The sequence below is a fragment of the Streptomyces adustus genome, assembly GCF_009377175.1.
GTDB classification, from domain to species: domain Bacteria; phylum Actinomycetota; class Actinomycetes; order Streptomycetales; family Streptomycetaceae; genus Streptomyces; species Streptomyces adustus.
The window spans coordinates 17,511-29,361 of record NZ_VJZD01000107.1 but is presented as its reverse complement, the minus strand read 5'-3'; the positions used below and the strand labels follow the sequence as shown (position 1 = coordinate 29,361).

Annotated in this window: 8 protein-coding genes; 1 reads left to right on the top strand and 7 read right to left on the bottom strand. The window is 71.5% G+C overall.

All coding sequences use genetic code 11. The annotated features are described in order from the left end of the window. Positions 1-115 precede the first annotated feature (115 nt). Positions 116-1,585, bottom strand: a complete 1,470-nt coding sequence (locus FNH09_RS24640) for a diaminobutyrate--2-oxoglutarate transaminase family protein (protein WP_152891591.1) — start codon at positions 1,583-1,585, stop codon at positions 116-118. Positions 1,586-1,863: 278 nt separating this feature from the next. Here FNH09_RS24640 and FNH09_RS24635 point away from each other — a divergent pair, with 278 nt between their 5' ends. After that, positions 1,864-3,090 carry a trypsin-like serine peptidase gene (locus FNH09_RS24635; RefSeq protein WP_152891589.1) on the top strand — a complete coding sequence of 409 codons (1,227 nt, stop codon included), beginning with the start codon at positions 1,864-1,866 and terminating at the stop codon, positions 3,088-3,090. A gap of 117 nt (positions 3,091-3,207) precedes the next feature. On the opposite strand, the gene hflX is transcribed toward FNH09_RS24635, so the two are convergent. The 6 genes from hflX to miaA form a co-directional block, all read right to left on the bottom strand. Beyond that, positions 3,208-4,701, bottom strand: coding sequence for a GTPase HflX (gene hflX, locus FNH09_RS24630; protein WP_152891587.1), 1,494 nt, complete (start codon positions 4,699-4,701; stop codon positions 3,208-3,210). A gap of 175 nt (positions 4,702-4,876) precedes the next feature. Then, a complete protein-coding gene (locus tag FNH09_RS24625) occupies positions 4,877-6,403 on the bottom strand; it encodes a M1 family metallopeptidase (RefSeq protein WP_152891585.1) in 1,527 nt (508 codons plus the stop codon). 130 nt (positions 6,404-6,533) lie between these two features. Then, positions 6,534-8,822, bottom strand: coding sequence for a RelA/SpoT family protein (locus FNH09_RS24620; protein ID WP_152891583.1), 2,289 nt, complete (start codon positions 8,820-8,822; stop codon positions 6,534-6,536). Positions 8,823-9,119: 297 nt separating this feature from the next. Continuing rightward, positions 9,120-10,013, bottom strand: a complete 894-nt coding sequence (dapF, locus tag FNH09_RS24615) for a diaminopimelate epimerase (protein WP_152891581.1) — start codon at positions 10,011-10,013, stop codon at positions 9,120-9,122. 69 nt (positions 10,014-10,082) lie between these two features. Next, entirely contained in the window at positions 10,083-10,586 is a 504-nt protein-coding gene (locus FNH09_RS24610; RefSeq protein ID WP_152891597.1) for a hypothetical protein, read from the bottom strand. A gap of 108 nt (positions 10,587-10,694) precedes the next feature. Continuing rightward, positions 10,695-11,633, bottom strand: coding sequence for a tRNA (adenosine(37)-N6)-dimethylallyltransferase MiaA (gene miaA, locus FNH09_RS24605; RefSeq protein ID WP_162469038.1), 939 nt, complete (start codon positions 11,631-11,633; stop codon positions 10,695-10,697). Positions 11,634-11,851: the final 218 nt, after the last annotated feature.

Here is an 11,851-nt window from a genome sequence, read left to right as displayed (position 1 = left end):
GGGGTGGCATAGGGGGTGGTGTTCAAGTCGGTTCCTCACGGGTGTTTCTGGCTTGGTGCGGCGACCGGCGTCCGGATGTGGTCCGCGCCGACTGGGCTGCGCCGTCCGTCGCCCGCTACCCCGCACGCTCGGCGCGGTCGGCGCGGTCGTCCTGACGGCGTCGACGGCCCTGCGGCACCGGCGTCCGGTCCGGGGCCGCACGCTTCCCGGCCGTCGACGCCACCGCGTCGGCCAGGCGGTCGAGCACGGCGGAGGCCTGGTCGTCGGTGATGGTCAACGGCGGAAGCAGGCGTACGACGCTGGAGTGGCGGCCGCCGAGTTCGACGATCAGGCCGCGTCGTAGGCACTCCCGCTGGACGGCGGCCGCGAGTTCGGGGGCCGCCGGTCGCGGCCCGCGCGCGGAGGCGTCTCCGACTCCGTATGCGTCGGCCTCCGCGTACGCCTCGGCTTCCCCGTCCGCGTCGGCTTCCGCGTCCACCAGCTCGACGCCGATCATCAGCCCGCGCCCCCGCACATCCCCGATGCAGGGAAACTCCCGTGCCAGGTCGCGGAGTCGGGTCAGCATGTGCGAACCGAGGGTGGCCGCCCGTTCGGAGAGGTGGTGTTCGCGGACGTAGCGAAGGGTCGCGGTGCCCGCGGCCATGGCGAGTTGGTTGCCTCGGAAGGTACCTGCGTGGGCGCCGGGTTCCCAGACGTCGAGGTCGTCGCGGTAGACCACGACGGCCAGCGGGAGGCTGCCGCCGATGGCTTTCGAGAGCACCATCACGTCGGGGGTGACACCGCTGTGCTCCACCGCCCAGAAGGCGCCGGTCCGGCCGACCCCGGTCTGGATCTCGTCGGCGATCAGCGCGATGGACCGGTCCGCGGTGATCTGCCGCATGCGCCGCAGCCAGGTGTCCGGCGCGGGAATCACCCCGCCCTCGCCCTGAACGGGTTCGAGGATCATCCCGGCGGGCTGCCGCACCCCCGACTTGGGGTCGTCGAGGACGGACTCGGTCCAGCGGGCGGCGAGTTCGGCACCGCTCGGACCGCCGACGCCGAACGGGCAGCGGTAGTCCTGCGGATAGGGCAGGCGGGTGACGCGGACGTCGCAGGCCCCGCCGGACGCGGCGAGGGCTCCGGCCGTCATGCCGTGGTAGGCGCCGGTGAAGGCGAGGACGCCGGAGCGGCCGGTCGCGGCCCGTACGAGCTTGAGCGCGGCCTCCACCGCGTCCGTGCCGGCCGGTCCGCAGAACTGCACGCGGGCGCGGTCGGCGAGTCCGGGGGGCAGGTTGTGGAACAGCTCGGTGACGAAGGCGTCCTTGACGGGGGTCGCCAGGTCCAGGACGTGCAGCGGCGCGCCCGAGTCGAGAACCTTGCGGATCGCGTCCAGGACGACCGGGTGGTTGTGTCCCAGGGCGAGGGTCCCGGCGCCGGAGAGGCAGTCGAGATAGCGGCGGCCGTCGGCACCTTCGATGGTCAGCCCGCGGGCCCGCACCGGCACGATCGGCAGGGCTCGTGCGTAGGTGCGCGCCGCCGACTCGCGTGCCGACTGCCGCCGCAGGATTCCCTCGGTCACCGCCACGGCTCCCACTCCTCCCCGCATGCCCCCGCGCAGTCCCCACCGGTAACAACCGTGGACCGCCCGCGGGGTTACGGCCTGCTTCAAGATCCTTGCCGTGCCGGGACCTGCGGGGAGGCAGCAACCAGGTGCGTAAGGCCGCCGATTCGGCAGCTCTCCGAACGACGGGGCAGGTCAGGCGCCTTGTAGCCGAACCGTTGCCGATCCGTCGGCGCTCGCCCACAGCGAGCGCATAGTGTGTGTTGCCGTTCCCACGGCGTGTGTCCCACGCCAAGTCGTTTCCGTTCAGGGGGAGTCAGACCATGCGATCCATACGGCCGTCGTTCACCGCTCGACGTGGGGGGAGTAGGCGCCGCAGGACCTCCCCCGTGCCGGCGGCCGTCGCCCTGGCCTCGGTGCTGGCGCTCACCGCCACCGCGTGCTCGTCGGGCGACACGGACGCCGGGATCCAGGCGTCCGCGTCGGCCTCCGCGACCAGCGGTGGCGACGACAAGATCAAGATCCCGGACGACATCAGGGACAAGCTCAAGAAGCACGGGATCGACATCGACAAGTGGAAGAAGGGCGCCTGGAAGAAGTGGGACAAGGACGACTGGCTGCGCGAGGCGCAGGACTACGTCAACCCGATCATCGAGGGGCTGTGGAGCTCGGACCGGATGCGGGGCGCCGACGACCCTGATCAGGGCGTGGACGAGAACGACCTCTCGGGTGACCAGGGCGTGACCGACCCGACGCCCGCGCCGGTACGGGCCGCGTCGGTGGCGCCCAAGTACCACGCCAACGCCCCGGAGGCGGGCAAGGTGTTCTTCGACTCCCCGGAGGGCACGATGGTCTGTTCGGCGACGGTCGTGCAGGACCCGGCCCACCCCGGCAAGTCCAACCTGGTGTGGACGGCGGGCCACTGTGTGCACGCCGGCAAGAAGGGCGGCTGGTACCGCAACCTCGCGTTCGTGCCGTCGTACAACAACTCCGGTGACACGGCGGAGCAGTTGCAGACCGCGCCCAAGGAGGAGGTCGCTCCCTACGGTGTGTGGTGGGCGGACTGGGCCCAGACCTCGGACCAGTGGATCAACGGGGGCGGTCCGACGGGCGGCGACGGAGCCCCGTACGACTTCGCCGTCATCCATGTGACGCCGGAGAAGGGCGGCACGGGCAAGTCGCTGGAGGAGACGGTCGGTTCCGCGCTCCCGGTGAACTTCAACGCTCCGGCCGTGCCGAAGGTGAACAGCATCACGGCGACGGGCTTCCCGGCGGCGCCGCCGTACGACGGTCAGACGCTGTACCGGTGCCAGGACAAGCCCGGCCGGCTGTCGATCAACGCCTCGGACCCGACGATGTACCGGATCGGGTGCACCATGACCGGTGGCTCCTCGGGCGGCGGCTGGGTCGCGACCGGTGCGGACGGCAAGCCCGCGCTGGTGTCCAACACCTCGATCGGCCCGGTGACGGCGGGCTGGCTGGCGGGTCCGCGGCTGGGTCCGGTGGCCAAGAGCGTGTACGCCTCGGTCAGCGACAAGTTCGCCCACTAGCCACTGGCTACTGCCTACTGGCCACAGGCCACTGGCCACTGGCCACAGGCTCGTCGTACGCGAAGGCCCGCCCCCCGTGGAGAACGTCTCCCGGAGGGCGGGCCTTCGCGCAGTCGGTCAGAGCGCGGGAGCGGGTACGTACGGCGCGAGGTCCGCCGCGAGCTCCTCGTGCACCCGGGCCTTGAGCAGAGTGCCCTCCGGGGTGTGCTCCTCGGAGATCACCTCGCCCTCGGAGTGGGTGCGGGCCACCAGCTTGCCGTGCGTGTAGGGCACGAGCGCCTCGACCTCGACCGAGGGCCTGGGCAGCTCGTTGTCGATCAGCGCGAGCAGCTCCTGGATGCCCCGGCCGGTACGGGCCGAGACGGCGATGGAGCGCTTCTCGATCCGCATCAGCCGCTGGAGCGTCAGCGGGTCGGCCGCGTCGGCCTTGTTGATCACGACGATCTCGGGCACCTGGGTGGCGCCGACGTCCCTGATCACCTCGCGCACGGCGGCCAGCTGCTCCTCCGGGTTCGGGTGCGAGCCGTCCACCACGTGCAGGATCAGGTCGGCGTCGCCGACCTCCTCCATGGTGGAGCGGAACGCCTCGACCAGGTGGTGCGGCAGGTGCCGGACGAACCCGACCGTGTCGGCCAGCGTGTACAGCCGGCCGCTCGGGGTCTCGGCCCGGCGCACGGTCGGGTCCAGGGTCGCGAACAGTGCGTTCTCGACCAGGACGCCCGCGCCCGTGAGACGGTTGAGCAGCGAGGACTTCCCGGCGTTGGTGTAGCCCGCGATGGCGACGGACGGCACCTTGTTGCGGCGCCGCTCCTGCCGCTTGATCTCGCGGCCGGTCTTCATCTCCGCGATCTCCCGGCGCATCTTCGCCATCTTCTCGCGGATCCGGCGCCGGTCCGTCTCGATCTTGGTCTCACCGGGACCACGGGTGGCGAGGCCGCCGCCCTTGCCGCCGCCCATCTGGCGGGACAGCGACTGACCCCAGCCGCGCAGCCTGGGCAGCATGTACTGCATCTGCGCGAGCGCGACCTGCGCCTTGCCCTCTCGGGACTTCGCGTGCTGGGCGAAGATGTCGAGGATCAGGGCCGTACGGTCGATGACCTTGACCTTGACGACGTCCTCGAGGTGGATCAGCTGACCCGGGCTGAGCTCACCGTCGCAGATGACGGTGTCCGCGCCCGTCTCGAGGACGATGTCGCGCAGCTCCTGGGCCTTGCCGGAGCCGATGTAGGTGGCGGCGTCGGGCTTGTCGCGGCGCTGGATGACGCCGTCGAGCACGAGCGCTCCCGCGGTCTCCGCGAGCGCGGCGAGCTCCGCGAGGGAGTTCTCCGCGTCGATCACGGTTCCGGAGGTCCAGACACCGACGAGCACGACCCGCTCCAGACGGAGCTGGCGGTACTCGACCTCGGTGACGTCCTCGAGCTCGGTGGAGAGGCCGGCCACGCGGCGCAGGGCCGCGCGCTCGGAGCGGTCGAACTGATCGCCGTCCCGGTCCCCGTCGATCTCGTGGCTCCAGGCGACGTCCTCTTCCATCAGGGCATCGGCCCGAAGACCTTCGGGGTAGGCGTGCGCGAAGCGCTTGGTGTCCTGGGAAAAGGAAGAAGAGGAGGTCATTGGATCCTTACGTCGATCGTGATTCGGGTTCGGCGACGGAGCGCGATCCGTCACATCTCACAACGTTCGAGTACCCCGGGAGATTCCCGGCCACTCGTGACGCGGAGGGCGGACCGCCGGGGCGCGCCGCCGGCCCGACGATGGTCGCACGGGACGAGCCGTGCCGTCATCCGTGTTATCGCGCGCTGTGCCTGCCGGTGGGAGCGGGCGCGGGGGCGGCGGCCGGGGCGGTGGACTTCCAGTCCGGGTGGCCCGGCATCGGCGGGGTCTTCTTCCCGTAGAGCCACGCCCTGAAGAACCCGGTCAGGTCACGTCCCGCGACGTTCGAGGCGAGGCGTACGAATTCGGCGGTGGTGACGGTGCGGTCCCGATGGGTCTGCACCCAGATCCGCTCCAGACGCTCGAAGCGCTCTCGGCCGATCTCCTGGCGCAGGGCGTAGAGGGCGAGGGCGGCGCCGTCGTAGATGTTGGGCCGGAAGATGCCGATCTTCTGGCCGGGATCGGGCCGCTTGGGGGCCGCGGGCGGTCCGCCGGCCGCGCGCCAGCGGTCGGAGGCGGTGTAGGCGGCCTTCATCCGCGCCGCCATCGGCTTGTGCGCCTTCTCCTGGGCGTAGAGGGACTCGTACCAGGTGGCGTGTCCTTCGTTGAGCCACACGTCGGACCAGGTGCGCGGGGTGACGCTGTCGCCGAACCACTGGTGGGACAGCTCGTGCACCATGACCGACTCGACGTACCACTTGGGGTAGGCGGGATCGGTGAACACGTTTCGTTCGAAGAGGGAGAGGGTCTGTGTCTCCAGTTCGAAGCCGGTGGAGGCCTGGGCCATGAGCAGGCCGTAGGTCTCGAAGGGGTAGGGCCCGACCTTGCTCTCCATCCAGGCGATCTGGTCGGGTGTCTTCTTGAGCCACGGTTCGAGCACGGCGCGGTCCTTGGTGGGCACGACGTCCCGGACGGGCAGTCCGTGCGGTCCCTTGCGGTGCAGGACGCTGGAGCGGCCGATGGACACCTGGGCGAGCTCGGTCGCCATGGGGTGCAGGGTGCGGTACGTCCAGGTGGTCGCCCCGCCCACTCGTTCGACCCCGGTGGGGATCCCGTTGGCGACGGCGGTGTAGGCGTTGGGCGCGGTGACCCGGATGGTGAACATCGCCTTGTCGGACGGGTGGTCGTTGGACGGGAACACCAGGTGGGCGGCGTCGGCCTGGTTGGCCATCGCGAGTCCGTCCGCGGTCCGCACCCAGCCGCCGTCTCGGCCCTTGACGGCCCGGGGGTCGCTGGTGTGCCGCACGGTGATGCGCATCCAGCTGCCCGCGGGCAGCGGTGTCTCGGGAGTGATCACCAGGTCGTCGCCGGCTGCGGTGAAGGAGGCGGGCTGGTCATCGACCTCGACCGACCGGACCGTGCCGTGGGCGAAGTCGAGGTTGACGCGGTCCAGCGAGGCGGTCGTCCAGGCGTCGATGGTGGTGACGGCCTGGAGGGGCTTGTCGTTGCGGCCGGGGTAGGTGAAGGAGAGGTCGTACGACGCCACGTTGTAGCCGGGGTTGCCGAGGTACGGGAAGAGGCGGTCGCCGACGCCGAGCGGGGCCGGCGGGGCGCTCGCGGCGACGAGGCAGACGGAGACGGCCGAGGCGAGCAGTGCTGCCGTCAGCCGTCGGGGGGCCCGGGTACGCGGCCGGGAAGCCCGGTTGCGGAGGGTGTGCGACATGCACCACGGCTACCAGCGCATGCATGCACTCTGGTGACGGCGCGCGTCGAACCCACCCGAACGGGTAATTCAGGCGCATTCGGGGTGCGATGGGGCGCCACGAGGTGCGGTGCGGCGCGGCCGGGTGTACTCAGATCGCCGGCGCGTGATGCTGCGCGCGGCTCACGTCGAACACGCCGGGCACGTTGCGCATCGCCCGCATCAGGGCGGGCAGGTGGGCCGCGTCGGCGAGTTGCAGGGTGTAGGTGTGGCGTACGCGCTGCTGGCTCGGGGGCTCCACGGTCGCGGAGACGATCTCGGCGCCTTCCTGGGCGATGGCCTCGGTGAGGTCGGCCAGGAGGTGGGGGCGGCCGAACGATTCAGCGACCAGGGTGACCCGGCACGCGGTGGTGTCCCCCCAGTGCACGCCCATCTCGGGACGTCCCGCGTCCTTCATGCGCGTCACCCCGGCGCACTCCACGCGGTGCACGGTCACCACTCCCCCGCGTACGGCGAAGCCGGTGACCTCGTCGGGCGGTACGGGCGTACAGCAGCCGGCCAGTCGTACGGTCGCGCCGGGCAGGTCGACCACGGCACTCGCGGCGGGGCGGAATGCGCCCCCGGTGGCGACCGGTCCGCCGGACGCGCCCGGCGCGGTTCGCGCGCTCCCCGGGCCCGTCCCGTCCTGGGCGCCACGGGTCGGTGTCCGGTGCGCGCCCCGGGCTCCGACGCGCGGAGCGCCGTCCACCCCTGCGGCCGCCTCCGCCGCTCGTACCGCGCCCCCGGTGTCGGCCTCGTCGCGGATCTCGGTGTCGTCCTCCTCGCTCACCGGGTGCGTGGCGAGCCATCGTTGGATGGCGATCCGGGCGGCGGGCGTGTGCGCGTGCTCCAGCCACTTCCTGGAGGGCTCGGAGGCCGGGTCCTGGCCCATGAGCAGCTGGACGGTGTCACCGTCCTTCAGGACCGTGCTCAGCGTCGCCAGCCGGCCGTTGACGCGGGCACCGATGCACGCGTGCGCGTCCTCTCCGTACTGCGCGTACGCGGCGTCGACACAGCTGGCCCCCTCGGGCAGGCCGAGCGCGCCACCGTCAGGCCGGAAGACGGTGATCTCGCGGTCCTGGGCCAGGTCCTCGCGCAGGGTGGACCAGAAGGTGTCGGGGTCGGGCGCGGCCTCCTGCCAGTCCAGGAGGCGGGAGAGCCAGCCGGGCCGGGTGGGGTCGACGCGCTCGCCGTCGCTCACGGCCTGCTCCTCCGCGGGCGGAGCGTACGGATTGCCGAGCGCGACCACCCCGGCCTCGGCGACCTTGTGCATCTGGTGGGTGCGGATGAGGACTTCGACGACCTGGCCGTCCCCGCGGGCCACGGCGGTGTGCAGCGACTGGTACAGGTTGAACTTGGGGACGGCGATGAAGTCCTTGAACTCCGAGACGACGGGCGTCATACAGGTGTGCAGTTCACCGAGCACGGCGTAGCAGTCGGCGTCCTCGTTGACGAGGACCAGCAACCGGCCGAAGTCGGCGCCGCGCAGTCGGCCGCGTTTGCGGGCGACGCGGTGCACGGAGACGAAGTGGCGTGGCCGGATGAGGACTTCGGCCTGGATGTCGGCCTCGCGCAGGACCCCGCGTACCTCGTCGGCGATCTCGGCGAGCGGGGCGTCGGGGCGGGCCGCGTCCTCGCTGATCAGTTCGCGGGTGTGCCGGTACTCCTCGGGGTGGAGGATCGCGAAGACGAGGTCCTCCAGTTCGGTCTTGAGCGCCTGGACGCCGAGCCGCTCGGCGAGCGGGATGAGGACGTCCCGGGTGACCTTGGCGATGCGGGCCTGTTTCTCGGGGCGCATGACGCCGAGGGTGCGCATGTTGTGCAGCCGGTCGGCGAGTTTGATCGACATCACGCGGACGTCGCTGCCGGTGGCGACGAGCATCTTGCGGAAGGTCTCGGGCTCGGCGGCGGCGCCGTAGTCGACCTTCTCCAGCTTCGTGACGCCGTCGACGAGGTAGCGCACCTCCTCGCCGAACTCGTCCCGCACCTGGTCGAGCGTGACCTCGGTGTCCTCGACGGTGTCGTGGAGCAGCGAGGCCGTCAACGTCGTGGTCTCGGCGCCGAGTTCGGCGAGGATGAGGGTCACGGCGAGCGGATGGGTGATGTACGGCTCACCGCTCTTGCGCATCTGGCCGCGGTGCGAGGACTCGGCGAGCACGTAGGCGCGGCGCAGCGGTTCCAGGTCGGCGTCGGGGTGGTGGGCGCGGTGCGCCTCGGCGACATGGCTGATCGCGTCGGGCAGCCGGTCGCGGGAGGCGGGGCCGAGCAGGGCGGCCCGGCCGAGGCGGCGCAGGTCGATCCGGGGGCGGGCCCTCCGGCGCGGCGCGGCGGGCGCCGCGGGAACGGCGACGGTCGGCGTGACCGGGCCTGGGGTCGCGGGATTCGTGGCCTCCGCACTCATGGGCACCTCCGGCTGCGTGGACCGGCGGACGGGTGCCCCATGGCGGGCACGGCTCGGGGGATGACGACGATCCCCCGTCCGAACCGGTGCTTGATGCTACCGAGCCCACCACGTGCGGCCGACCGTCTCTCGCCGAGCGTGAAACGGATCACCCATTCGAGCGATGAAAACGAGGTTTACGCTTTCACGCCAAGCGAGTTGAGATCGGCCGTGGTTTCGTACGCACGTCTGTCGCTCAGATGGACACATCGTGCACACGACGGGTTCCGCGACTGGGATGCCATGCCCGCCACTCGCTCAGCGAACCGCGTTTTCCAGCCAGTCGGAGTCGATCTCGCCCTCGGCGACGATCACCGCGGGACCGGTCATCTCGATCTCTCCGTCGGGCCGCTCGGTGATCAGCAGCCGTCCGCCGAGCACGTCGACGGTGTACGTCGCCGGAGTCCCGGTCACGGCCGGGTCGGCACCGTCCCTGCGGGCGGCCGCCACGGCGACGGCGCACGCGCCCGTACCGCACGAGCGGGTCTCGCCGACGCCGCGCTCGTGCACCCGCATCGCCACGTGCCCCGGGCCGCGGTCGGCCACGAACTCGACGTTCACCCCGTGCGGGTAGGCGGAAGCGGGGTGGAACGGCGGCCGGGTGTACAGGTCACCGGCGTGCGCGAGGTCCTCGACGAAGGCGACCGCGTGCGGGTTGCCCATGTTCACGTTCCGTGCGGGCCAGGTGCGCTCGCCGACGGTCACGGTGACGTCCCCGTCGGGGAGGACCGCCCTGCCCATGCCGACGGTGATCTCGCCCGCGGCCGGACCGCCGTCGGCCGTCGCCTTGGCGATGTGCACCGTCTTCACGCCCCCGCGCGTGGCCACCGCGAGATCGCCCTCGGTGACCAGGCCGGCGTGCTGGAGATAGCGGGCGAACACCCGTACGCCGTTGCCGCACATCTCGACGGTCGAGCCGTCGCCGTTGCGGTAGTCCATGAACCACTCGGCCTCGGCCGCCATCGCCCTGGCCTCCGGGTGCGCGGCGGAGCGCACCACGTGCAGCAGGCCGTCGCCGCCGATGCCCGCGCGGCGGTCGCACAGGGCGGCCACGGCGGCCGCGGGTAGGTCGATGACGTTGTCGGGGTCCGGGACGATCACGAAGTCGTTCTCGGTGCCGTGACCCTTGAGGAAGGCGATCCGCGAGCTCATCCCTCGATCGTACGGGGTGAGGGTGACACTCCGACGGCGGCGAGAGGCCCGCCCGACGGGGACGGCGCGTCAGCGCAGCCGGGCGACGCGCCAGACGGCGAGGACCACGACCGCGGCGACCAGCACCACGTACATGAGCACCATCCGCCAGTCGGGCCGGCGTCCGGAGCCCCGGGCGGGCAGTCCGGGCCAGGTGTGTCCGACCCGGAGCGCGGCCATCATGCCCCAGCCGGCCGCGCAGGAGGAGATCAGCAGGCCGAGCATGGCGATGACCGCGCCGCTGTCGCCGAAGTCGAAGGCCAGCGGGAAGGCGAACATCAGGGAGCCGGTCGCGGCCAGGGCCACGATGGGCGCGAGCTGCCAGATGCGCAGTCGGCGCTGCGGACGCAGCTCGACCTCGACCTCGGGCCCGCTCGCGAACATCTCCTCGGGCTCGGGACCGTCGGCGGTCACACCGCCCTGGATCTCGTCGGGGCCGTCGGGACTCAGCCGATCCACTTCCTGCTCCGCATCACCACGGTCGATGATGACGGGCTCGGTGTCTCGTGCGGTGTCGCGAGGGCCGGCCTCCATCGCCACGCGCCCTCCCAACTCGGACTCCACTTGGTCGATCGAAGCTCGATGATGGCATGACGCAACAGGCCTGGATGACGGCCTGGGCGTCCCGATGCCATCACGTGATCAGGCTGTAACCGGTCGTTCGACCAACGCCATCGCAAGCTGGGGAAGTTCTGTGAGATCCGCCGCAGCCCCACTCAACCAGTGCACCCGCGGATCGCGCCTGAACCATGAATCCTGACGGCGCGCGAAGCGTTTGGTGGCACGGACGGTCTCCGCCCGCGCCTCGTCGTGCGTGCACTCCCCCGCGAGCGCCGCGAGCACCTGCTGGTAGCCGAGCGCACGCGACGCCGTACGCCCCTCGCGCAGGCCTCGCGCCTCCAGCGCGCGTACCTCGTCCACGAGCCCCGCCTCCCACATCCGGTCGACCCGGCGCGCGATGCGCTCGTCGAGCTCGGGGCGGGCCACGTCGACGCCGATCTGCACGGTGTCGTAGACGGAGTCGTGACCGGGGAGGTTGGCGGTGAAGGGCTGGCCGGTGATCTCGATCACCTCCAGGGCGCGCACGATACGGCGCCCGTTGCCGGGCAGGATCGCCCGGGCGGCCTCGGGATCGGCGGCGGCCAGCCGGGCGTGCAGCGCGCCGGAGCCGCGCAGGGTCAGCTCCTCCTCCAGGCGGGCCCTGACCTCGGGGTCGGTGCCGGGGAACTCCAGGTTGTCGACGGCACCGCGCACGTACAGGCCGGAGCCGCCGACCAGGATCGGCCAGCGCCCCTCGGCGAGCAGCGCGTCGATCCGCTCCCGGGCGAGCCGCTGGTACTCGGCGACCGAGGCCGTGACGGTCACGTCCCAGACGTCGAGGAGGTGGTGGGGTACGCCGCCGCGCTCCTGCCGCGTCAGCTTGGCGGTGCCGATGTCCATCCCCTGGTAGAGCTGCATGGAGTCGGCGTTGACGACCTCGCCGCCGAGCCGCTGGGCCAGGAAGACGCCCAGATCGGACTTTCCGGCCGCGGTCGGTCCGACGACGGCGATGACTCGGGGGGCGAGGGGTGCGCTGCTCACCGCACCAGTCTCGCAAACCTCGCGACCTGCCCTCGAACGAGTTACGTGACAGCACCCGTTCGGTGCCGTTGCCCGTTGCGGGATTCCGGCCGCCGGTTCCCGGACGGTGCGATCGGACGCACCGGGTGACGCGACGTTTCGTCCGCGCGAGTAACGTATGGAGTGGATATGGGCGTTTTTGCTCGTCTTCTTCGGAGGTCGAAAGCCACGGAGGAGGC

Bases quoted from the DNA above. Each gene is read 5' to 3' on its own strand.
- hflX (WP_152891587.1), bottom strand. From the start codon at position 4,701: ATGACCTCCTCTTCTTCCTTTTCCCAGGACACCAAGCGCTTCGCGCAC.
- dapF (WP_152891581.1), bottom strand. From the start codon at position 10,013: ATGAGCTCGCGGATCGCCTTCCTCAAGGGTCACGGCACCGAGAACGAC.
- FNH09_RS24610 (WP_152891597.1), bottom strand. From the start codon at position 10,586: ATGGAGGCCGGCCCTCGCGACACCGCACGAGACACCGAGCCCGTCATC.
- FNH09_RS24625 (WP_152891585.1), bottom strand. From the start codon at position 6,403: ATGTCGCACACCCTCCGCAACCGGGCTTCCCGGCCGCGTACCCGGGCC.
- FNH09_RS24640 (WP_152891591.1), bottom strand. From the start codon at position 1,585: ATGCGGGGAGGAGTGGGAGCCGTGGCGGTGACCGAGGGAATCCTGCGG.
- FNH09_RS24635 (WP_152891589.1), top strand. From the start codon at position 1,864: ATGCGATCCATACGGCCGTCGTTCACCGCTCGACGTGGGGGGAGTAGG.
- FNH09_RS24620 (WP_152891583.1), bottom strand. From the start codon at position 8,822: ATGAGTGCGGAGGCCACGAATCCCGCGACCCCAGGCCCGGTCACGCCG.